Here is a 22,656-nt window from a genome sequence, read left to right on the forward strand (position 1 = left end):
GGGTCTCCCTGGGGCCGGGCGTTAGTTAGGCAACTTTCCTAACAGTCTTTGGACGCTAGAGACGTGAATGCGACATGTCAACACCGCCACGCCGTACGAGCCCGCGCCCCAATCTCCCCCCGGCCACCGACCGGGTCAGCCGTGCCAGCGCAGCACCGCGCCGAGGCCTCCCGCCGGTCCTGCCATGCCCTCCGGCACCACCAGCACCTCGGTGTCCGCCGCCGCGGCCGCGCGCACCAGCGCGTCGTCCGCGCGCGCCGGCTCGGGTGAGGCCACCCCCAGCGCGCGGACCTGGGCGCGCTGCACGGCCACCTGGTCGACGCCGGGGCCCACCCACACCTCGCGGCGGGCGTCCGCCCCCGTCTGCCCCAGCAGCAGCGTGGCCGCCTGATGGCTGCGCACCGCCTCCACCACCGCCGGCATCCCCTCCGCCGCGCCACCGGCCGCCGAACCGTCATGTGCCCCGCCCACCCCCGGCTCCCCCGGGCGGCCCCGCGCGGCGCGGAAGAGGTCGAGGACGTCTTCCAGGTGGGAGCGGACGTACTCCTCGCGGGCGTGGTCGATCTCCGCTTCGAGCAGGTCCTGGGAGCTGCCCGCGGCCCTGCTGCCGTGCTGCGCCTGCACCGTGCTGGCGCGCAGCGGCTCGGGCAGCCTGTCGTGCACGGCCCTGCGCTCGCGCGGGTCGCCGGCCAGAACCAGCAGCCGCGCGTCGCTCTCCGGCCACCGCCGCGCCAGTTCATCGGCGACGAGGTCCGCGGTCTGGTCCCAGGTGTTCTCGACCCGGTTCCGGTAGTGCCACTCGTACCGGTCGGCGGGTACGGAGCGGTGCCCGCGGCCCTGCGGCGGACCGCCGCTCGCCCGGCCGACGGGGCGCGGGCCGGCGTCGTCGAGCAGTTCGAGATCGGCTCCGGAGCGGTCGACGCGGGCCACCAGGCAGGAGGGCCACTCACCGCGCAGCGAGGTCAGCGGCGCCACCCGGGGAAGCACCGACCAGGAGGTGACCACATCGCGCGGGGAAGTGGCCAGCGGAAGGTCGAGGACCACCTCCCCGCCCGCCGCGAACAGCGCCCGCCCCGCGGACGGCCTGGCCATCCGCTCGCCCGCCAGCCGATGGACCACCGCCTCGCGCGTGGCGGCGTCGGCACCCTGCCGGACGAGCTGGTCGCTCACGAACCGCTCCCGCAGCCTGCGCCGCCTCGGCGCGTCCTCGGTCGCGCGCGAGGTGTCCAGATAGACGCAGGCCCAGGGACCCGGGCGGTCGAACAGCGGCTTCAGGAATCCAACATCCATGACCTCCCCCATCCCGGGGAAACGCACGAGAGCCGGGGCGCACCCGGAGGAATCCGGAGCCCCCGCCCCGTTCCTGAACCCAGGATCCCTCCACCGCTCCCCGAGCGCCAGGCACATCCGGGTGCGCCATCGACGAGCCGTCCCGCCTAGACTTGACGGTGTGACTCGCTCCAACGAGGAGGTCGAGGCGCTGCTTCGGGAGTACTCGGACCTCCTTCTGATCACCGGCGGGGACGCGTTCAAGGCGCGTGCCTACGAGAAGGCCGCCCGCGCGATCGGCGGCTGTCCGCGCGATGTCTCCGAGCTCGACTCCAAGGGCCTGCGCGAGATCCCCGGGGTGGGCAAGTCGATCGCCGACAAGGTCGTGGAGTATCTGCGCACCGGCAGTGTGCCCGCCGTCGACGAGGCGCGCGCCGCCATCCCGGCCGGGGTGCGCCAGCTGACCGCCATCCCGGCCCTCGGGCCGAAGAAGGCCATGGTGCTGTACGAGGAGTTGCACATCGCGTCCATCGACCAGCTCTCCGACGCGATCCACGACCACAAGCTGCGCGATCTGAAGGGCTTCGGCCCCAGGACGGAGGAGAACATCCTCCACGGCATCGCCCTCATGCAGGCCGCTGGGGACCGGGTCCCGTTGAACGTGGCCATGAGCGCCGCCGACGACATCGTGGCCGAGCTGTCCCGGGTCACCGGCTGTGAGCGGTGCGAGTACGCGGGGTCGCTGCGGCGGATGAAGGAGACCGTCGGCGACATCGACATCCTGGTGGCGGCGGACCAATCGACGCCGTTCATGGAGGCGTTCACGCGTCTGCCGTACACCGCCGAGGTCATCGCGCACGGGGAGAAGAAGACCTCGATCCGCACCACCAAGGGGTTGCAGGTGGACCTGCGGGTGCTGCCGCTGGACTCCTGGGGCGCGGGGCTGCTGTACTTCACCGGGTCCAAGGCGCACAACATCCGCGTCCGCGCGATCGCGATGCGCCACGGCCTCAAGCTCTCCGAGTACGGGCTCTTCGACGCCAAGAGCGGGGAGCGGATCGCCTCGCGCGGCGAGGAGGACGTGTACGCCAGGCTCGGCATGGACTGGATCCCGCCGACGCTGCGTGAGGACCGCGGCGAGGTCGAGGCCGCCTTGAACGGGCGGCTGCCCCAGCTGGTGGCGGAGTCCGATCTGCGCGGCGATCTGCACACCCACACGAACCTCACCGACGGCCTCGAACCGCTGGAGGAGATGATCGCGGCGGCCCGGCGGCGCGGTTACGCGTACTACGCCGTCACCGACCACGCGCCGAAGCTGTACATGCAGCAGATGACCGACGAGAAGATCCTGGCGCAGCGCGAGCGGATCCGGGATCTGGACCGGGGGCGGGGGCGCGGCGGAATGCGGCTGCTGCACGGCGTGGAGCTGAACATCGACGTCGAGGGGGACGTGGACTGGCCCGACGACTTCCTCGAGGGGTTCGACCTGTGCGTGGCCTCGGTGCACACCCAGTTCGGCCTGGCGCGGGACGAGATGACCCGGCGGCTGCTGCGGGCCTGCGAGAACCCGAACGTCAACATCATCGGCCATCCGACGACCCGGCTGATCGGGAAGCGGCCGGGCATCGACGCCGATCTCGACGAGGTGTTCGCCGCGTGTGCCCGCACCGGCACCGCGCTGGAGATCAACGCGCACCCGGACCGGCTGGACCTGTCGGACGAGAACATCCTGCGGGCCAGGGAACACGGCGCGAAGTTCGCGGTGGACAGCGACGCGCACTCCACCCTCGACATCGACGCCCTGCGCTACGGGGTGGGGACGGCGCAGCGCGGCTGGCTGACCCCCGACGATGTGATCAACACATGGCCGCTGACCCGGCTGCGGCGTTTTCTGCGCAAGGACGGCCACGGCTGAACACCACAGAACACCCCGAGCATCCCGCACACCCGGAGCATCCCGCACACCCCGCGCATCGGGCGCCCGGTGCGGAGACCCTGCGCGAGCTGGACGAGCGGGTGAGCGGCTGCCGCGCCTGCCCGCGGCTGGTGCGGTGGCGGGAGGAAGCCGCCCGAACCAAGCGCCCGGCCTACCGGGAGTGGGACTACTGGGCCCGCCCGGTGCCGGGGTTCGGACCGCAGGACGCGGCGCTGGCCGTCGTCGGTCTGGCCCCGGCCGCGCACGGCGGCAACCGCACCGGCCGGATGTTCACCGGCGACCGCTCCGGGGACTTCCTGTACGCGGCGCTGTACGCCGCCGGTCTGGCCAACCAGCCCGTGGCGACCCATCGGGGCGACGGCCTGGAGCTGCGCGGGGTCAGGGTCACCGCGCCCGTGCACTGCGCCCCGCCGGCCAACCGGCCCACGACCGGGGAGCGCGACACCTGCCGTCCCTGGCTGGTCCAGGAACTGCGGCTGCTGCGCCCGACGTTGCGCTCGGTGGTGGTGCTGGGCGCGTTCGGCTGGCAGGCGGCGCTGCCCGCGCTCGCCGCGGCCGGCTGGGAGGTGCCCCGCCCGCGCCCGCCGTTCGGGCACGGCGCGCGGCTCACGCTGCGGGCGGTGGGGGCGGGGGCGCCGCTGCGGCTGTTCGGCTGCTACCACGTCAGCCAGCGGAACACCTTCACCGGGCGGCTCACCCCGGCGATGCTGCGGGATGTGCTCCGCTCCGCGGCGGAGGCGGCCGGGTTGTAGCGCCGAGCCGACCGGTGCCGACCCGTGCCGACGAAGGCGGGCCGCCGACGCGTCGAGGCGTCGGCGGCCCGGTGGGGGGTGGTACGAGGCCCCAGGCACTGGGGCAGGTGGTGCCCGGGACCTCGGTCAGGGGGTGGCAGGACGTGCCCTGCCTCAATCAGCCGTTACGTGTGGTCGGCGGCGTTGCCGTCACCGACCGCGTCACCACTGCCGTCACCGGCCGCGCCGTTGTCACCGTTGCCGGCCGCGCCGCCGTTCGCCGCGCCACCTTCTTCGGCGCCGCCCTCGGCACCCTGGCCGACGCCGTCACCGGCACCGTTGTCACCGGCGCCCTGGCCGGCACCGTCGCCCGCGCCGTTGTCACCGGCACCCTGGCCCGCGCCGTCACCGGCGCCGTCGCCCGCGCCGCCGCCACCGTTGTCGCCGCCGATGACGGCGCCCGTGGCCTGCAGCGCGGTGCTCACCGGCTGGAAGAACGTCTCGCCGCCCTGTGTGCAGTCGCCGCTGCCGCCGGAGGTCAGGCCCACGGCCGCGTCCTCGGCGAACATCGCGCCACCGCTGTCACCGGGCTCGGCGCACACATCGGTCTGGATGAGGCCGTTGACGATGTCACCGTTGCCGTAGTTCACGGTGGCGTTCAGGCCGGTGACGGTGCCGTCGGTGACACCCGTGGTGCTGCCGGAGCGCTTCACCGCCAGCCCGACGCTCGCCTCGGCGACCTGGGTGATCTGCTGGGTGGTGCCGTCCTGCAGGTCCACCGTGCTGGGCGCCTGGGTGTTCGGGTCGTCGTAGGTCACCAGGGCGAAGTCACTCACCGGGAACTGGGACTCGGTTGTGGTGCCCACCTGCTGGGCGCCCGCCTGGTCGGTGGCCCAGGTCTCCGAGATGTTGCCGCAGTGGCCCGCGGTGAGGAAGGCGGGCGCGCCGTCGACCGTGACATTGAAGCCGAGCGAACAGCGGGCGCCACCGCCGAAGATGGCGTCGCCACCGTCCAGGGCACCGGCCTGCTCACCGGCGCCGCCCGCGCCGTCACCGCCGCCCTGACCGTCACCCGCGCCTTGGCCATCGCCCGCGCTCTGGCCATCGCCCGCGCCCTGACCGGTCCCGTCGTCGGCACCGCCCTGGCCAGCGCCCTGACCGGCCCCGTCGTCCGCGCCACCTTGTCCGGCGCCCTGACCGGCCCCGTCGTCCACGCTGCCCTGGCCGGCGCCGCCGTTGGCCCCGGGCTGGGTCTCGTCGGTCCCGTCGAACTTCTTGAACTCGCCGTTGGTGCGCTGGACGGTGGCCGTGCCCGCCAAGCCGTCCACCGCCGTGGTCAGCTTGGCCCACTTCGTACCCGTGACGGTTCTGTCGGCGAGGACCCGGACCTTGTTGGTCTTCGGGTCGATCGACCAGGCCGTGCCCGGGATCGAGGCGGTGTCGCTCAGCGTCTTGGTGGTGGCCTTGAGCTCCGCCAAGCTGTTCTCGACGATCTTGGCCACGGCGCCCTCGGCCCGGACGTCGTTCGCCGCGTCCTCGTTCAGGACGTTCATCACCAGCTGCTTGGTGTCGCCCTGGTAGTACCACCCCGCCGCGTTGCCGCCCAGGTCCGATGCGAGGCCCCGAGCGAGCTTCACGGCGGCCTGCGACGAGAAGGTCTTGGCCTCGGCCGACTTGTCCGGGCTCGCGTTGGCGTTCGGCAGCAGGATCGCCGCTCCCGCGAGGGCGGCCGCGGCGGCGCCGGCTATGACGACGGTCCGCTTGTTCACACGTCGGTGGCTCAACTCACTGACCTCCAGTAGGGGTGCGCCGGGGGCGAGGAGTGGTCTGTCGACTTCCTCTGCGTCCCTGCGCGGTGGTCACCCGGTCATACGGAGGTGGTGGTTCAGTGTTTTCAGGGCCACTCAAGGTGTGATGAAAACCGGGCGCGAGCCGCCCCGGATGAGTATGCTCCGCCGGTTCGGCCCTCGCTCACCCCTCCGCCGCTGCCTGCGCCCGCAGCTCCCAGACCTGCCCCAGCGCCATATCGGCCGAGGGCCCGGCCGGTGAGCCGTCCGTGGTCTCGAAGTGGTCGACGTAGTCTCCGATGAACGCCTGCCACCGGTGGTTGACCGGGTCCTGGTCGAGCGCGGCCATCGCGGCGGCGAAGTCCTCACAGTCCACGAGGTGGAACAGATGGCGCCCGCTGCGCCAGATCCGCCAATTGGTGATGCCCGCCCGGCCCAGCGCCTGCAGCAGGTCCGCCGGGACCGTGGCGTGCACCTCCTCGTAACCGGCCTCCTGGCCCTCCTTGAGGACCGAGTGCAGTGCGACGCGCATGGCCATGCCTCTCTCTTTGTCAGTTGTGCCGTCAGAGGTGCCGGAAGAGACCGGCAACTCACGGCGGTGACCGTGTGGATGGTATCGGCATGGGTATGTCTCCACGGACCTGCCCGAGCGCAAGGGGGACGAAGAAAGATCATGAATGCAGCCGAGAACTCCGGTGCGGACATCCGGTCGACGCCCACATTCATCGACCTCGTCATTCCGGAGGCGGTGAAGGAATCTCTCGGACAGCAGCTCGGAGACCTGGGCGATCCGACGCGGGACCTGGATCGGGCGACAGCTCGCTGCCATCAGATATTCGCGGCCTTGCCGATCGATCTTCTGCAGACCATCCTGGATTTCGGCAGGCATGCGGACACTCCTGGCGTGGCGCGGGTCGGCAATCTGCCCGTCGAGCATGAACTTCCCGATACACCCGATGACGGTGGACCTTGCCGGGGGAAGAGCACATACCTTTCGGAGGGAGTACTCCTCGGGCTCAGCGGGATGCTGGGCGAACCCGTCGGATTCACCACCGAGAAGAACGGGCAGCCGATCCACGATGTCATTCCCGTCGCCGATGGCGCGACGAGTCAGACGAATCGCAGCTCAACCGTTTTCCTCAATTTCCACAATGACATCGTGTACGATGCGGCGGGCTCGTACAATGTGAGCAATCCGGACTTCCTTGTTCTCAACTGCCTTCGTGCGGACCATGAGGGTGTCGCCGGCACCTACTACGCGGACGCCCGGGACGTCTGCCAGGCCCTGGACGCCTCCTCGCTCAAGCTGCTCAGGGAGCCTCTGTACAGGCTGAACGCTCCCGGAGGCTATGCGCGGATGGCCGGTAAGGACGAAATCCTCTCCGACCCCGTGCCCATCATCAGCGGGCCCGAGTGGTCCCCCGAAATCGCGTCCTCCGCCAATGGGGTGCACGCCGTCACCCACGATGCCGAACTGGCGCTGCAGCGGCTTCAGTCCGCTTGCCGGGAAGTGGCGCATGAGGTCTTCCTGCGCCCCGGCCAGGCACTGCTCATCAACAACCGAAAAGGCCTGCACGCCCGTTCGGAATTCCAGCCGCGATACGATGGGCGTGATCGCTGGCTGCAGCGCACGTACATTCGCAGGAACCACTGGACCATCCGCGACCGCATTGTCTCCGGGACGCGGAGGGTGCACACCTGATCGAAGCTGCCGCCGAAACTGCCGGTCCAACTGCCTGCCCCGACCCGGCGGTGCGCGTATCATCGCGTCCGTGCATGCATCCGAAAGGGACCGAGCAATGGCGCCGTTCCCGTTTCATGGCCCGGCATTTGAGGAAAGGTTCCACGGATGACAGTGCGTGTGGGCATCAATGGTTTTGGACGCATCGGCCGCAATTATCTGCGTGCGGTGGTCGACCAGGGTGCCGACGTGGAAGTGGTGGGCGTGAACGACCTCACCGACACCGCGACGCTGGCCCATCTCTTCGCATACGACAGCACATTGGGCCGTTTTAGGGAGGAAGTGCGCGCCGTGGACGGCGCCATCCTCGTCGGGGAAAGGCGGATCGCCGTATCGGCCGAACGTGACCCCGGGGCCCTTCCCTGGGCGGAACTCGGCGCCGATGTCGTCATCGAGTCGACGGGCGTGTTCACGGACGCCAATCGCGCCCGCGCCCATATCGAAGCGGGTGCCAAGAAGGTCATCATCTCCGCCCCGGCGAAGAACGAGGATCTGACGCTGGCCTACGGCGTCAACCATGACCAGTACGACCCCGAGCGTCACACCATTGTCTCGAACGCGTCCTGCACCACCAACTGCCTCGCTCCCATGGCCAAGGTCCTGCATGACGCCATCGGTATCGAGTACGGGTTGATGACCACGGTCCACGCGTACACCTCGGACCAGAATCTGCTGGACGGTCCGCATCGCGACCTGCGCCGCGCCCGCCACGCCGCCGCCAACACCGTGCCCACCAGCACGGGGGCCGCCAAGGCCATCGGGCTGGTCCTCCCGGCGCTCGCGGGCAAACTGGACGGCTATGCGATGCGCGTGCCGATCCCCACCGGATCGGCCACCGACCTGTCCGTGACCCTCGGCCGCGAGGTGACCGCGGAGGAGATCAACGGGCTGTTCGCCAAGGCGGCGGAGGGGCCGCTCGCCGGTGTCCTGAGCTACACCGAGGACCCCATCGTCTCCAGCGACATCGTCACCGATCCCGCCTCCTGCATCTTCGACGCCGGTCTGACCAAGGTGATCGGCGGCCGGCACGCGAAGGTCGTCGGCTGGTACGACAACGAGTGGGGTTTCTCCAACCGTCTGGTCGACACCACGGTGCTGATCGGCGGCTCTCTCTGAGCACACGGCCTCCGCCCACCGGGCCGAGTCCCGATGCGAGCCGGCGGGCCACGGGTGGCGTGGCCCGCCCACGCCGGTCAGTTCTGTGGGTCGGCGCTCGTGGCCATCGCCTTGGTGCGGGCCGCGTTGAACCGCTCCTGGAACGTGCCGGCCTGTGAGGCGACCCAGGACTGCGACTCCTGGAGACCCTTGGTCGTGCCCTTGAACCGGGGCGCCACGTACCGGGCGAACAGCTCGAAGCTCCTGCGGGTGCGCTCGGGGCTCGCCCAGTCCGTCACCGAGTTGAGCAGACAGCCGAAGCCGCCCGTGATGTCACGGAGCTTGTGGATCGCGGCCACACAGTCCTCGACCCCACCGGCGATGATCCCGCCGGCCTCGATGGTCGCCTCGAACGCCTTGCGCGCCCCGACCTCGCTGCGCCCCATGGGCATGCCGTGCGTCCCCGCCCAGTATTCGTTGCGCTGCCGCAGCCATCCGGCGTAGATGTCCTCCAGCGCCTGCTCACGGGTCTCGGCCACATGCACGGGCAGGGTCAGCCGCCATGTCGACCGGTCCGCCGTATGACCGGCTTCGGCGGCCGCCGCCTCCAAGTGGCCCCACTGTTCGGCCAGTTTCTCCATGCCCAGGCTGTGTCCGGCGCGCACCATCCCCCACGGCGGGGCCGCGTGCGACATCGCGTTCACCCCGAGGCGGCCGGCGAGCCGCATGCCGAAGGGCGAGGAGGCGCTGCTGACGGTGATCTCGAAACCGCCCGGTTCGAAGGGACGGTGCTGGATACGAGCGTCCTGGAGCCGGAACCAGTCGGTCTCGCGCGTCACCACCTCGCCCCGGAGCAGTTCGACGATGGTCTCCAGGGACTCCTGGGTGCGGCGGCGGGCGTCGGCGGGGTCGACGCACAGCATATGCATGTCCGAGGCGAGCGAACCGGCGCCCACCCCGAGGATGAACCGGCCGCGGGTCAGATGATCGAGCTGCACCGCGCGCGCCGCCGCCATGTACGGATGGTGGTACGGCAGTGCCATGACGCCGGTCGCCAGTTTGATCCGCCGGGTGCGCTCGGCGGCGGCGGCCAGGAAGATCTCCGGGGAGCCGATGGTGGCCCAGCCGTTGGAGTGGTGTTCGCCGACCCACAGCTCGTCGTAGTTGAGCTCATCCGCCAGTTCCGCGTAGCCGAGGTCGCGGCGCATCAGCAGATTGGGGTCTTCGCCGAGCGGGTGCAGTGGCGACATGAAGAGGCCGAAACGCATGAAGTCGTTCATGTGGTCCTTCTGGGGTGTGAAAAATGGGTGGTGAAGGATATGGATGGGGCTGTTGGGGCCGTCGGAGTCGTCACAGGGACTGGGCGATGGCGACGCGCTGGATCTGGTTCGTGCCCTCGAGGATCTGCAGGAGCTTCGCCTCCCGCATCCAGCGCTCGACCGGGAAGTCCTGGGTGTAGCCGTAGCCGCCGAGCACCTGGACCGCGTCGGTGGTGACCCGCATGGCGGTGTCCGTGGCGAACAGCTTGCACTTCGCGGCCTCGGCGGAAATCGGTTTGCCCTGGTCCGCCCGCGCGGCCACCGAGTACAGCAGCGCACGGGCCGCCGCGATCTGTGTGGCCATGTCGGCGAGCAGGAAGGAGAGCCCCTGGAAGGAGATGATGGGCTTGCCGAACTGCGTCCGTTCCTTGGCGTACGCGGCCGCGTGGTCGAGGGCTGCTTGGGCGAGACCGACGGCGCACGCCGAGATGCCGAGGCGGCCGTGGTCGAAGACATGGGCGGCGACGAGCATGCCCCGGTTGCGGCGGCCGATCATGCGCTCGTCGGGGACCCGTACCCCGTCGAACGCGATCTGTGCCGTGGGCAGTGAGCGCACCCCCATCTTGCGCTCATGGGCCAGGGGGCGCAGCCCCTCGGAGTCCGCGTCGACCAGGAAGCAGGACAGCCCGCTCAGGGCGGACCCTCCGGTGCGGCAGTACACGTTGTAGACGTCCGCGACTCCGGCGTGGCTCACCCAGGCCTTGGTGCCCGAGATCACGTGGTGGCCGTCTTCCGCCACCGCCTTGGTGGACATGGCGCCCAGGTCGGAGCCGGCTTCCGGCTCCGACATGCAGTTGGCGGCGAGGAGTTCCCCGCTGAGCATGCGTGGCAGCAGTTCTTCCCGCAGCTCGTCGGTTCCGAAGCGGGCCAGGCCGTGGCATGCCAGCACCTGGAGGTGCACCGACTCCGCGACGGCCAGCCAACTGGCTGCCAGCCGCTCGATCACCTTCAGACAGACGGTGTAGCTCTGCCCGCCACCGCCCCACCGCTCGGGGAACGGCAGCGACATCAGCCCCTGCTTCCCCAGGAGCCGTACCAGGGCCTCGGGAAACTGCCCGCTCTCCTCGAACCGGGCCGCCCGCGGCTCCAGTTCCTCCCGGGCGAGCTCGTCGACGAGTGCGAACAGTTCCCGGTGTTCCGCGGGCTCGTCGGCCGGGCGGCCGTTCACGCGGCCTCCCGCGCGGCCCGGGACGGCCAGTCGGCGGTTTCCGGCCAGTGGCGCCGCACCTGTCCGACGGCGTGGTCCCAGTAGGAGCGGACCGAGAGGTCGGCGTAGATGAAGGCCCGCTTGCCGTCCACGTCCTCGAGTGAGGAGGAGTGGTAGCCGCCCGGTATCTGCTCGGCCATCAGCTGCAGACGGCAGGCGCGTTCCAGGGTGTGCGCGTGCACCGTGGCGTGTCTGATGGACTTGCCGACGATCACGCCGCCGTGATTGCGCAGCAGCGCCGCCGGGTTGTCCCCCAGGGCGTCGGCCACCTGCTCCCCCGTGGCGATGTCGAGGATGGTGTTGCTGGTCAGGGTGTAGCGGGGCAGCCGGCCCTCGAAATAGGCGCCGTCGTGCGACACGGCGCGCAAGGGCAGGTCGGTTGCTCCGAACACGAGAGTGTGGGGTGCGTGGCTGTGCACGATCGCGTTGACATCGGGGCGCGCGCGGTACACCGCTTGGTGCAGCGCCAGCTCCGGCGGCGCCAGCGCGGGGGCCTGCGCGGCGGGGTCGACCGGCGCCGCGATCACATCCTCGGGTACGCACTCGTCGAAACCCTTGAGCGCGCCCTTGATCAGCATGTAGTCCGCGCCGGGCACCCGGGCGGAGACCTGCCCCTGGTTGAAGTCGTCGTGGCCGCCCAGCGAGAGCGAACGTGCCGCGACGGCGACAAGGGCCCGTAGCCGGCGGGCGAGGGGTGGCAGCGTGGCCGGGGTTTGCTGGGTCACGTATGTCTCACGTTTCTGCGAGGGACGATTCTCTGGCGGACGGTCGCTCGCGGTCCGTGTCACGGGCCGCTCCGAAGAACAGCCGGTCATAGACCTGCTTGACCGTGACCAGACCGGCAGGAGCGCCATGGGCCCACGCGGCGACGGCGAGCGCTCCGGGTGCCGCCGCCGACAGGTCTCGTACGTCGTGGTGCAGCGTCAACGACTCGTTGGCGAAGTCGAGTTGCACCGCGTGTTCGCTGACCTGGTGGCCGGCCCGGAAGGAGGCCACCTCGTCCACCGCCGCCCCGCCCGCGTGCGCCTCCCAGGTCGCCGCCAAAGAGCGTGCCGACGCGCTGGGGCGGTCCCGCTTGGCGCGGGTGTGCCGCTCCACCACGCCCACGTGCGGCAGGGGCGTGGCCGACGAGCGCAGGAGCCGTCCCGCGACGCCCAGCAGATGGTCCTGGAGCCAGTGGCCGAGCGACAGGTTGACCGCGCGGACCACGGTCACCGATCCGGCGAGTTCCGCCAGCAGCGGGTCGCCGTCGGGCCCGATGTCGGAGGCGCAGGCGATCAGGGACGAGCCGGTGTCCTCGCAGTACGCGACGGTGCGGGGCAGCACCTCGCCCCGGGACGCGTCGATCACCACGGTCGGCGGCCGCTCGGCCGTCCACCCACCGCTGTGGGCGGTCATCACGACCGGCACGTCGCGCAGGGCGCACTCGGCCACGATCCGTGAGCCGAGCCGGCCGGTCGCGCCGACGACGCCGACCCGCAGCCCCGGCACGCTCCGCTGGTCAGGCGGCACCTGCGACCCCTTCGGCGGCCATGTACTCCACGATTCCGGGGATCGTCTGCATGAAGGTGGTGTCGCCCTCCAGGTCGACGTAGATGCCGAACTCGGTCTCGATCGAGTCGATCAGGCGCAGATACGACAGTGAGGACAGCCCCTTCTCGGCCAGCGTCCTGCCGTCGGCGAGCGCGCTCTGAGAGCTGAGCGTGCCCTCACTGGCCTCCGCCACCAGTTCGGCGACGCGGCGGGCGAGGGTCTGGTCGTCGGGCATGGGTGGTCTCCCTCAGGAAGTGAAAGCGGAATCGGTGGCCTTGTCGAACAGCTCGCGTGCCGCGCTCATACGCGGTTTGCCGACGCCCGTCGTCGGGATCTCGGGGACGACGACCACACGCTCGGGAACCTTGTAGGGCGCGAGCCGTTCCAGGCAGCGGCCGCGCAGCGTGTCCTCGGTCAGCCCCTCGGGCCCGCTGACGACGGCGGCGAGCATCGGGTCGCCGTTGCGCTTGTCCACGGCGAAGACCACCGCTTCGGTGGCGCCGGACGCGAGCAGTGCGCGGCGCACCTCCACCGAGTCGACCTTGCGTCCCCCGATGTTCAGCCCGGACCCGGCCCGGCCCGAGAGGTGGAGCCGGCCGTCCCGCAGGCTGCCCAGGTCGTGGGTGGCGTAGAAGCCGTCCCCGTCCAGCCGGGCCTCGAAGGCGCCGGGCGCGTTCAGATAGCGCGACCCCATGGATGTGCTGCGCACCCGGATCTCGCCGCTCGTGCCGGTGCCGTCGCCGAAGACGAACTCGACCCCGGGCAGTGGAGCCCCCTGGCCGTGCTCGGGAGCGGGGAAGGGGTCGAAGGTCAGCGGTCCGGTCTCGGCGACACCGTAGTAGTTGCACACCGCGAGGCCGTGCCGGGTCCTCAGTTCCTCGGCCGTCGTGTCCTTCAGCGGCGCCGCCGACGACAGGGCGACCTTCAGCTCGGCGAGCTCGGGCACGGGCTCCGGGCGGCGCAGCAGGGACTCGTACAGGGCGGGGAAACCGGTGAGCCGGGTCGGCCGTATCTCGCGCAGGAAGCGGATCACCTGTCCCGAGGTGGGCAGGCCGGACGGCAGCCACAGCGCCGCGCCGGCGAGGAAGGCCGCCAGCAGCGAGGTGTTGAACGCCAGCCCGTTGAAGAGCCCGGCGAAGCACAGGATGCGGTCGTCGGCGCCGAGGCCGGTCGCGTCGCGCCAGGACAGGGCCGCGTTGTGCACCGCCGTACCGGAGAATTCGATGCAGCTGGGCGACCCGGTCGAGCCGGAGGTGAAGCGGCACACCTCCGTCGAGGCCAGCGGCTCGGGGCGCCCGGCAATCGGCTGCCCGGGGTCAGGCGCCGTACGGGTGAGTGCGTAGCCGCCGGAGGTGACGGAGCCGGACGGTTCGAGCCCGGGGGCGAGGGGGCGGTCGTGCACGACCGCGTCGATGCCGCAGCTGACGGCGACGCCACGGACCTCCTCCGGGGCCAGGGCGGGGTCGAGCAGGAAGGGCAGGGCGCCCGCGCGCAGCAGGCCCACGTAGGCGACGACGTACGAGGCCGAGTTGGCCGCGAGGATGACGACGCGGGGACGCGCCGTGCCCGGGCCGTGTGCGGACCCCTCGCCCCACCAGTGGCCGAACTCGACGCGGAACTCCGTGGCCGCGGCGTCGAGTTCGGCGTAGGTCAGCCGGCGTTGTGTGTCGGCTACGGCGAGTCGGTCCGCGTGCTGTGTCAGGAGGTCGGTGAAGACCTGGTTCAGCACCCCGGGCATGTCGTTCCTCCCAGTCCGTGGTCCGGTCGATGGCCTATTCGCCGTGTGCGTAGGCCACTTGGGCGCGGTCGTGTTTGATGGAGCCGGCCTGGTCGACGCCGAGCGCCAGCAGGTACAGGGGCTCGTCATCGACGCCCAGACCGGCGAACTCGCGCCACAGGTCGGGGTCGTAGCCGCCGATGGTGGTGATGGCCACGGAGTTCTGTCCGGCGCCGAGGCAGAGCAGGTGCGCGCCGCACGAGGCGCGGAACACGGCGTCGCGCAGATCGCGCGGGCCGCCGGAGAAGAGCTCGCGGCGGGGTATGTGGAACAGCACGAATCCGGCCGCGACCCGCGCGTTGGCCTGGCCCATGCAGGAGCGGACCAGCAGATCCAGGTCGCCGAACCGGTCCGGCACGGTCACCCCGATCCGGCTGCCGCACAGGGTGTCCGAGCACGCCTTGGCCGTGGGCCCGTCGTGCAGCAGGAGCGTCGCGCGCACTCCCCGCCCCGGCCGCGTCGCGGACAGGTCGGCCGGCAGCGGGGTGTCCAGTGCCGCCAGTGTGTTCAGGAGCGCCTGCGGTTCGGGCGTCTCCCCGGAGAACCGCTTGCAGGACTGCCGGCGCCGGGAGGCCTCACGCCACTGGGTGAGCGGGATGCCCCCGGGGGCCGACGGGCGCAGCCCGGTCGCCACGGGGGCTGCGGTGTGCAGCAGCGCGGGCGCGGCGAACGGCTGCGAGCTGTCGTACACCGCCTCCGAGAGCCCCGACCAGCACACCCCCTCCAGTTGGCCGGTGCCCGCGGGGTCGTCGTCGCCCGCCATCCGGAACGTCGCCCAGCCGCCGCTCTCGCCGGATGTGTGCGGCCGGCCGAGCGTGACCACGGAGTGCACTTCACGGTGGGGCAGCCAGGGTGCGACGGCGGCCCGGATCTCGGCCCGGGGGCCGTGCAGCCGCAGCACGGCCGGACCGTCCTGAAGGGCGGTTCCGAGCAGGTTCGTGGCCGCGTGCCCCGCGTCCAACTGGGTGTAGAGGTAGCCGCGCGAGCCGTACTTGCGCATCGACAGCCAGGGCCGGGCCAGGACGATGAGATGCGCCACCGGCTCGCCGCCGTCCGGCAGCCGCGCCGGGCGCAGCAGTCGAGCCAGGCGCGTGGCCGGCCCGCCCAGGCGCACACAGGTGCGGCGCAGCAGGTCCATCCAGAACAGCGCGTGGCCCGGCGGGCCCCCCGGACGGTCACCCTCGTCGGCCAGCACCAGGACGTCATACGGGTAGATGGCGCCGGCCGAGGGCACCTGGCGGCCCTCCCGCGCGGGCCGGCCGAGGAGCCCGTCGGTCACCACACGCACGGCCTGCCGCAGCCCCTGGCTCCGCGGTTCCTCCACCTCGAGCCGTGGGACGGGAGGGAGTTCCGTCATATCCAGCCAGGCAGCCAGTAACCGCTCGTCGGGCACGGCGCAGGTATCCGAGTTGAACGCAGCAGAACTCACTGAGGGACCTCGATGCCATTCATTGCAGTGAACCGGTATATGCGTGAGAGGGTGATATGTTGTCGCTCAGCAAGCTACTTGAGTCGCCTATCTCCGATCGGCAGTTTCGTCGGCAGAATCGAGGGCAGCTTCACCGCCCCTCGGACTACCGTTCTCCGAGCCCCGGCCCGCGCGCCTCCGACACCAGCACCTCATGAATTCCCAGCAGCAATTCCGATACCAGCTCCTTGCTCACCTGCCTGCCCCGGAGCCAGATGGTCAATGCCGCTGAACCGTCCTCGATGAAGCGGGTGTGGAACTTGGGGCCGATCGCGGAAACCTGCTGATCCCACTTCACCACCGGCACATCGCTCTCCTCCGGCTCCACTACTCCGGCCGCCGGGCGGACCATGTAGTTGAATGCCCAGACCGGCTCGGGATCGATACTGGCGGCGGGGAATCGCTGCTTGATCAGACGAATCGCATCGGGATCGTAGATGCCCATGCGATAAGCCAGGAACGCGGCTTTGTTGACGGCCTGCGCGAGCTCCCCGAAACTTGTCCCCGTGTCGGCGTCGAGGCAGCCGGCGGCCCATTGGTTCATCGAGGTCACATAGCTTCCCCAACGGGCGTTGCCGCGATTCGACGACTGGAGCCGGACCGGCACCGACGGCAGCCCGCACACCTGGGCCACCGCCCTTGTGTAGGCGGTCAGAAGCACGGACGCCTTCGGAAGGGAGAGCCGGTCCGCCAGCTCCTGAGCCGCCGTCTGTGCCGCCGTCGACCGAACGGCGGCCTGCAGCACATGACATGGGCTTCCGGCCGAGGCGGGGCGGGGCTCCGGGATCTCGGCCGAGGCGGTGAGAACCTTCTCCCAGTGCCGTTCCGCCGCGGTGCGCCGGGCCTTGAAGGCATCGCCCCGCTGCTCCTCGGCCATGGTGATCAAGCTGTAGGAATCCGCCCGGCCGACAAAGGATCCGGGGTCGGCCAGGACCTTGTGGAATTCCTCCCTGAGGATTCCCTGGGACCAGTTGTCCGCCGTCAGGTGATGGTGGGTAAAGACAAGATGCGTCGCGGTTCCCGAGCGCGTGATGACGCGGCCGCGCCAGCCGAACTCAGACGTCAGATCGAAGGGCTGCGCCGCCATGCGGCGAGCCGTCTCCTGTGCATCGCCCGCCGCCTCTTCCGACACATTGAGACCGACCGGTGAATCCGGTTCGTGAACCAGCTGCACGGGATTCTCGGGATCGCTCAGATCGTATGTCGTACGCAGGGACGGATGGTGATGAGCGAGCGCCTTCAAGGCCTCCTTGACGGCTGCCACCCCGGTCCCCTCGGGCAATTCCCAGACCGCCGATATGTTGACCTCGTGCCAACGGGATCGAGGAAGTCTCTGGATGTCGCGCCACAGTGATATCTGCCCAAAGGAAAGCGGGCCGGAAAAAGGCATGGGGGTGACCCTAGGCGGTGGGATCCGGCAGGTCAAGGGCGTTGAATCTGCCGGTCAATCTTCCCCTGCAACTGCCCCTTGGCCGCACCGTGCTGCCGGTACTTTCTTGAAATTGCTGTCGCTATCGCGTAATTGGCCACGAGGATCCTCAGTGGGGAGCAGAGAAGGTTCGACTGCCCGGCGTCGCAACGGGAATCGCTGCCCGTCCAGCCAACCCAGTCCGCCACGTCCGCAAAGGAATGAACATGCCCCTCAACCCGTCACCCACGGCCGGGCGGGAACAGGCCTTCGTGCCTCCGCAGCCGCACGAACACCTCACCTCCGCCACCACCAGGAACATGCTGCTGATCCAGAGCGCCCTGCTCCAGGGCGCCCGGGAATACCTGTGCGACGAAGGCTTCGTCGAGCTGCTGCCGCCGGTCATCGGCCCGGTCACCGACCCCGGCTGCCGCGGCGCCAAGCAGGTCGACATCGACTACTACGGCCGCCGCTACAAGCTGATGACCAGCGTCATCTTCTACAAACAAGCCGCCCTGCTGGCCCATCCCAAGATCTTCTACATCGCGCCCTGCGTCCGGCTGGAGCCGTTCACGACCTCCTCGACCCTGCGCCACCTGGCCGAGTTCCACCAGATCGACGTCGAGGCGGCGGATACCTCGCGCGAGGAGATGCTGGAGATCTGCCAGGGTGTCGTACGCAGCGCACTCCAGCGCGTCATCAAGCACCTCCCCCATGTTCTTGACGAGTTGGGGCGCGATCCCGAGGCCTTCACCGATCTCCTGGAACACTCGTTCCCCAGCATCCGGCACATGGACGTGGTGGAGACCCTGCACAAGCTGGGCCACGAACAGAACCCCGACGGGGAGATCGACTGGGAGGGCGAGGCGCTCATCTCGCGGCAGCACACCCGTCCGTTCTTCATCACCGACTACCCCAAGGGATCGCGCGGCTTCCCCGACCGGGAGAGCCGTACGCTCCCCGGCCGGCTCCGCAACTTCGACCTGGTGGCGCCCGAGGGCTACGGCGAGCTGTGCAGCGGCAGCGAACGCGAGGGCGACTACACCCGGGTCATCGAGCGGATGCGGGAGACCGGCGAGAATCCCGCGAAGTACGAGTGGTATCTCAAGACGTTCAAAGAGGGCGGCATCCCGCAGAGCGCGGGTTTCGGGCTCGGCGCCCAGCGCCTGACGCGCTATGCGGCCGGACTGCACTCGGTGTGGCAGGCCAGCGCCTTCCCGAAGCTGCCCGGGGTGATGGCCCCATGACGCGGCTGAGCGCTCCGGGGCTGCCCGAGGAGGCCATCCGCGCGCGGGCCCGCATCGGCCGCGAGGCGGCCTTCCCGCCGCAGGCGTCGTACGGGCGAGCGCTGTTCGGGGCGACGGGAGAGACGGCCGGTCAAGGGCAGGACGCTCTCGACGCGCTGCGGCTCGTCCCTCCCGTCTTCATGCCGCAGCGCCTGGAGAAGCTGGTGGAGCTCGGCCGCGAACCCGTCTACCAGGACGTCGCCCTCGACGGCGGCATCGGAGGGTTCCGCTCCCCGCTGCCGGTGTTCATCACGGCCTTCGGCTCCACCCGTGCGGCCAGTGGCGACCTGGGCGTGCCGCTGAGCCGCCAGGCCGCCCGGCTGGGGCTGCCGATGGTGATCGGCGAGAACATCGTCCCCGTCAACGGCTACGGCCGGCTCGCGCAGACCCCGGACAGCGCATCGCTGCTGGCCCGCATCAGCGCCTATGTGCGGGAGGTTCCGGAGGGGTACGGAGGTGTGGTCGTACAGCAGTGCACCGAGGACGCCGACGCCGAGGTGTGGAACCTCGTCTACAGCGACCCGACCGCCCAGGCACTGGTCGAGACCGGCAGGCTGGCCTTCGAGCTGAAGGTCGGGCAGGGGGCGAAGCCCGGTCTCGGCGGGATGACGGTGGTGGACGGAGCGACCGCCGAACAGCTCATGGGCCACTATGAGCTCGACGCGCTGTTCGGCGCCGGGAGCACCCCGGAAGCGGCCACGGGCACGGATGCCGAAGGCGCCCCGGTGTCGTATCTGCGCAGCAGCAGCCCCGGCACGTTCACCCAGGAGATCCTGCGCCAGCAGGTCCGGCTGTTGCGCAACAACTATCCGCAGGCCCGGATCTGGGTGAAGCTCCACCCCGGCCGGGATGTCGCGGAGGCCGCCGGCGTGGCGTGGCGGGCCGGCGCGGACGCCGTCACCGTCGACGGTGCGGAGGGAGGCACCGGCTGGGCACCCCTGGCCTTCCTCGACGGTGTCGGACTGCCGCTGGCCGAATGTCTGCACCGCATCGGGCCACCCGCCGGCGACCTGCTGACCAGCGGCCGCATGTGGGAGGGCACGCGAGCGGTCAAGGCCATCGCGCTCGGTGCCACCGCGGTCGGCCTCGGCCGGGCCGCGCTGCTCTCGGTCGACGAGGATCCCGAGAGCGGCCTGGAGCGGTTCGTCTCCTGCCTGGGCCTGGAACTGCGGCTGCTGATCAGCGCCCTCGGGAAATACAGCCCGCGGGCCGTGGGGCCGGAGGACATCTGGCCGACGCCCGATCCGGCGGCTCCCACCGGCCGCGGCGCGGAGAGAAACCTCCATGACGAATCCGTCTGAGCGGGAGAACGGACGTCACCTCGTGCTGGTCAACGCCCAGAGCGCCGCGCCCTGATCCGGCGCGAACCGAACCGAGCCGAACTACGCGGAGAGCAGAGGGTGTCCCAGCACAGCGAATTCGAAGACGGTCTCGCCCGACACCACGTCGACATCCCCTGGGACCGGACCCTGCACGAACTCTTCGAAGAACAGGCGCGGTCGACGCCCGGCTCCGTCGCTCTGATCCACCGCGGCGACACCCTCTCCTACGCGGAACTCAACCGCCGGGCCAACCGCCTGGCCCGCCACCTCGTGCGGTCGGGGGTGCGGCCCGGGACGGTGGTCGGTATCCACCTGGAGCGGTCCCTGGAGATGGTGGTGGCGCTGCTCGCCGTCCTCAAGGCCGGCGGCGGATACACCCTGCTGGACCCAGGCTTCCCCGCGGCGAGGTTGCGCACGGCACTGACCACGTCAAAGGCCGCGCTGCTGATCAGCCGGGCCGATCTGCCCCCGCTGGTGTCCGGCCCTCCCCGCACGGGACCCGAGGTCGTCCTGATCGACGTCCCGGCCGTGCAGGCGGCTCTCGACGCTCAGCCGGACGACGACCTGGGCCGCACCGCGTCGGCCAAAGACCTGGCCTGCGTGATGTTCACCTCGGGGTCGACCGGCACCCCGAAGGGAATCGCCTCTTCACACCGGGCGCTCACCGGCACCTACCTCGGCCAGGACTATGCGGACTTCGGCCCCGAGCAGGTCTTCCTCCAGTGTTCGTCCATCTCCTGGGACGCCTTCGCCCTCGAACTGTGGGGTGCGCTGCTCTTCGGCGCCCGCTGTGTCCTGCTGCCCGGCTCCGATTCGGAACCCGCACTCATCGCCGAGGCCGTGGCCGAGCACGGGATCACCATGCTCCAGCTGTCCGCGAGCCTCTTCAACTTCCTCGTCGACGAGTACCCGCAGGCCTTCGACGGCGTACGCATCGCCTTCACCGGCGGCGAGGCGGCTTCCGTGCCACACGTCACCAAGATCGGTCACGGATATCCGGAACTGCGCGTCGTCAATGGCTACGGCCCGGCCGAGAGCATGGGTTTCACCACCTGCCACGTGGTGACCGCGGAGGACGCGCAGGCGTCCTCGCTGCCCATTGGGCGTCCGATCGCCAACAAGCACGTGCTGATCCTCGACGCCGGTCTCCAGCCGGTCGCGCTGGGCGAGACCGGCGAGCTCTACGCGACCGGCGTGGGCCTGGCCCTGGGCTATCTGGGGCGGGCCGGGTTGTCGGCGGAGCGTTTTGTGGCGTGTCCGTGGGGGGCCGCGGGTGAGCGGATGTACCGGACGGGCGATCTGGCGCGGTGGTCGGCTGACGGGGTGCTGGAGTACGTGGGCCGCGCCGACGATCAGGTGAAGGTGCGGGGTTTCCGTATCGAGCCCGGCGAGGTGGAGGCCGCGCTGATGGCCTGCGGCGGAGTGGTCCAGGCCGCGGTGGTGGTGCGGGAGGACCGTCCCGGGGACCGGCGACTGGTGGGGTACGTGGTGCCGGCGGTGGGTGTGGAGGTCGACGGGGTACGTGTGCGTGCCACGCTGGCGGCGCGGCTGCCGGAGTTCATGGTGCCCTCCGTGGTCATGGTGCTGGACCGGCTGCCGCTCACCCCGAACGGGAAGCTGGACCGGCGGGCGCTTCCGGCGCCGCAGTATGCCGTGGGGTCGGGTCGGCAGGCCACGACATCGACGGAGGTGTGGCTGGCGGGAGTGTTCGCCGAGGTGCTGGGGGTGGACACGGATCGGGTCGGGGCGGAGGTGAGCTTCTTCGATCTGGGCGGACACTCTCTGCTGGCGGCCCGGCTGATCAGCCGTATCCGGGCCGGGCGGGGCGTGGAGCTGGGCATTCGTGCGCTGTTCAACGCGCCGACGGTGGCCGGGTTGGCGGCGTTGATCGATTCCGGGGCGACTGGTGCGGGGGTTTCGGGTGGGCGTCCGGTCGTGGGCGGGAGGGTGCGTCCTGAACGGTTGCCGTTGTCGTTCGCGCAGCGGCGGATGTGGTTCTTGCGGGAGTTGGAGGGGCCGAGCTCGACGTACAACACTCCGCTGCGGATGCGCCTGAACGGCCCGGTGGATGTGGAGGCACTGCGGGGGGCGCTGGGTGATGTGGCGGGCCGGCATGAGGTGCTGCGGACCCGGTACCCGGTCTTCGCCGGAGAGCCGTACCAGGAGATCGGCGACGCGGTGCCGCGCCTGTCGGTGGTCGATGTGGCCGCCGGTGGGCTTGAGGACGCGGTGAGGGAGGCGGAGGGGTACTGCTTCGATCTGGCCGCGGAGGTACCGGTACGGGCCTGGCTGTTCCAGGGGGCAACCTCGGGTAAAGGGGTGCTGTTGGTGCTGTTGCACCACATCGCCAGTGACGGCTGGTCGGTGGGACCGTTGCTCCGCGATCTCGGACACGCCTACCAGGCCAGGGTGGCGGGTGCGCCTCCGGTGTGGGACGCGTTGCCGGTGCAGTACGCGGATTACACGCTGTGGCAGCGGGAGCTGCTGGGCTCGCAGCAGGATGCGGCGAGCATGAGCAGCGGCCAACTGGCCTATTGGCAAGAGGTGTTGGAGGGATCTCCTGAGGAGTTGGGGCTCCCGTCCGATCGTCCGCGGCCGGCGGTCGGTTCGTTCCGGGGCGCGACGGTCGGATTGTCCGTCGGTGCCGAGGTGCATGCGCGGGTGGAGCGTCTGGCCCGGGAGCGGGGCGCGAGCGTCTTCATGGTGCTGCACGCGGCACTGGTGGCGCTGCTCTCCCGCATCGGCGCCGGAACGGACGTGCCGGTCGGGTCCGTGAC

General features: G+C 70.5%; 18 protein-coding genes. 7 read left to right on the forward strand and 11 right to left on the reverse strand.

Features of this window, described 5'->3' with window-relative positions; translation table 11 throughout:
• Nucleotides 1–135: 135 nt before the first annotated feature.
• Nucleotides 136–1,290 carry a hypothetical protein gene (locus ACFZDL_RS43185; RefSeq protein ID WP_353596065.1) on the reverse strand — a complete coding sequence of 385 codons (1,155 nt, stop codon included), beginning with the start codon at nucleotides 1,288–1,290 and terminating at the stop codon, nucleotides 136–138.
• Nucleotides 1,291–1,450: 160 nt separating this feature from the next.
• Between ACFZDL_RS43185 and polX the strand changes: the two genes are divergently transcribed.
• Nucleotides 1,451–3,184: a DNA polymerase/3'-5' exonuclease PolX gene (gene polX / locus ACFZDL_RS43190; protein ID WP_353596066.1), complete on the forward strand. Its 1,734-nt coding sequence runs from the start codon at nucleotides 1,451–1,453 to the stop codon at nucleotides 3,182–3,184.
• Entirely contained in the window at nucleotides 3,133–3,957 is an 825-nt protein-coding gene (locus ACFZDL_RS43195) for a uracil-DNA glycosylase (RefSeq protein WP_353596067.1), read from the forward strand. The genes polX and ACFZDL_RS43195 overlap by 52 nt, the downstream gene beginning before the upstream one ends.
• Before the next feature lie 164 nt (nucleotides 3,958–4,121).
• Here the strand turns inward: ACFZDL_RS43195 and ACFZDL_RS43200 are convergent, their stop codons facing one another.
• Together ACFZDL_RS43200 and ACFZDL_RS43205 are read right to left on the reverse strand one after the other, a co-directional pair.
• Complete coding sequence (locus ACFZDL_RS43200; RefSeq protein WP_353596068.1) at nucleotides 4,122–5,705, reverse strand: S1 family peptidase; 1,584 nt, start codon at nucleotides 5,703–5,705, stop codon at nucleotides 4,122–4,124.
• Nucleotides 5,706–5,907: 202 nt separating this feature from the next.
• Complete coding sequence (locus ACFZDL_RS43205) at nucleotides 5,908–6,261, reverse strand: L-rhamnose mutarotase (protein WP_353596069.1); 354 nt, start codon at nucleotides 6,259–6,261, stop codon at nucleotides 5,908–5,910.
• Nucleotides 6,262–6,396: 135 nt separating this feature from the next.
• On the opposite strand from ACFZDL_RS43205, the gene ACFZDL_RS43210 reads away from it, so the two are divergent.
• Complete coding sequence (locus ACFZDL_RS43210; protein ID WP_353596070.1) at nucleotides 6,397–7,425, forward strand: TauD/TfdA family dioxygenase; 1,029 nt, start codon at nucleotides 6,397–6,399, stop codon at nucleotides 7,423–7,425.
• Between the two features lie 147 nt (nucleotides 7,426–7,572).
• On the forward strand, nucleotides 7,573–8,580 hold the full coding sequence (gene gap, locus ACFZDL_RS43215; RefSeq protein WP_353596071.1) for a type I glyceraldehyde-3-phosphate dehydrogenase: 1,008 nt from the start codon (nucleotides 7,573–7,575) through the stop codon (nucleotides 8,578–8,580).
• Nucleotides 8,581–8,657: 77 nt separating this feature from the next.
• Here gap and ACFZDL_RS43220 read toward each other — a convergent pair whose 3' ends face one another.
• The 8 genes from ACFZDL_RS43220 to ACFZDL_RS43255 form a co-directional block, all read right to left on the reverse strand.
• Nucleotides 8,658–9,839, reverse strand: coding sequence for an LLM class flavin-dependent oxidoreductase (locus tag ACFZDL_RS43220; RefSeq protein ID WP_353596072.1), 1,182 nt, complete (start codon nucleotides 9,837–9,839; stop codon nucleotides 8,658–8,660).
• 70 nt (nucleotides 9,840–9,909) lie between these two features.
• A complete protein-coding gene (locus tag ACFZDL_RS43225) occupies nucleotides 9,910–11,046 on the reverse strand; it encodes an acyl-CoA dehydrogenase family protein (protein ID WP_353596073.1) in 1,137 nt (378 codons plus the stop codon).
• Nucleotides 11,043–11,810, reverse strand: coding sequence for a class II aldolase/adducin family protein (locus ACFZDL_RS43230; protein WP_353596074.1), 768 nt, complete (start codon nucleotides 11,808–11,810; stop codon nucleotides 11,043–11,045). The genes ACFZDL_RS43225 and ACFZDL_RS43230 overlap by 4 nt, the downstream gene beginning before the upstream one ends.
• A gap of 7 nt (nucleotides 11,811–11,817) precedes the next feature.
• Nucleotides 11,818–12,597: a dihydrodipicolinate reductase C-terminal domain-containing protein gene (locus ACFZDL_RS43235; RefSeq protein ID WP_353596075.1), complete on the reverse strand. Its 780-nt coding sequence runs from the start codon at nucleotides 12,595–12,597 to the stop codon at nucleotides 11,818–11,820.
• A complete protein-coding gene (locus ACFZDL_RS43240) occupies nucleotides 12,587–12,853 on the reverse strand; it encodes an acyl carrier protein (protein WP_353596076.1) in 267 nt (88 codons plus the stop codon). Before ACFZDL_RS43240 ends, ACFZDL_RS43235 begins: the two co-directional genes overlap by 11 nt.
• 12 nt (nucleotides 12,854–12,865) lie before the next feature.
• Nucleotides 12,866–14,356, reverse strand: coding sequence for a class I adenylate-forming enzyme family protein (locus ACFZDL_RS43245; RefSeq protein ID WP_353596077.1), 1,491 nt, complete (start codon nucleotides 14,354–14,356; stop codon nucleotides 12,866–12,868).
• Nucleotides 14,357–14,390: 34 nt separating this feature from the next.
• Nucleotides 14,391–15,752: a hypothetical protein gene (locus ACFZDL_RS43250; protein ID WP_353596078.1), complete on the reverse strand. Its 1,362-nt coding sequence runs from the start codon at nucleotides 15,750–15,752 to the stop codon at nucleotides 14,391–14,393.
• Between the two features lie 217 nt (nucleotides 15,753–15,969).
• Complete coding sequence (locus tag ACFZDL_RS43255; RefSeq protein WP_353596079.1) at nucleotides 15,970–17,253, reverse strand: condensation domain-containing protein; 1,284 nt, start codon at nucleotides 17,251–17,253, stop codon at nucleotides 15,970–15,972.
• 245 nt (nucleotides 17,254–17,498) lie between these two features.
• Between ACFZDL_RS43255 and ACFZDL_RS43260 the strand changes: the two genes are divergently transcribed.
• The 3 genes from ACFZDL_RS43260 to ACFZDL_RS43270 all read left to right on the forward strand — a co-directional run.
• Nucleotides 17,499–18,518 carry an asparagine synthetase A gene (locus ACFZDL_RS43260; RefSeq protein ID WP_353596080.1) on the forward strand — a complete coding sequence of 340 codons (1,020 nt, stop codon included), beginning with the start codon at nucleotides 17,499–17,501 and terminating at the stop codon, nucleotides 18,516–18,518.
• Nucleotides 18,515–19,858 carry a glutamate synthase-related protein gene (locus tag ACFZDL_RS43265; RefSeq protein ID WP_353596081.1) on the forward strand — a complete coding sequence of 448 codons (1,344 nt, stop codon included), beginning with the start codon at nucleotides 18,515–18,517 and terminating at the stop codon, nucleotides 19,856–19,858. Before ACFZDL_RS43260 ends, ACFZDL_RS43265 begins: the two co-directional genes overlap by 4 nt.
• A gap of 99 nt (nucleotides 19,859–19,957) precedes the next feature.
• Nucleotides 19,958–22,656, forward strand: a 2,699-nt coding sequence (locus tag ACFZDL_RS43270; RefSeq protein WP_353596082.1) for an amino acid adenylation domain-containing protein, incomplete at its 3' end; no start/stop codon positions are given.

It is taken from the genome of Streptomyces sp. NPDC007917, assembly GCF_042959105.1.
Lineage (GTDB): Bacteria > Actinomycetota > Actinomycetes > Streptomycetales > Streptomycetaceae > Streptomyces.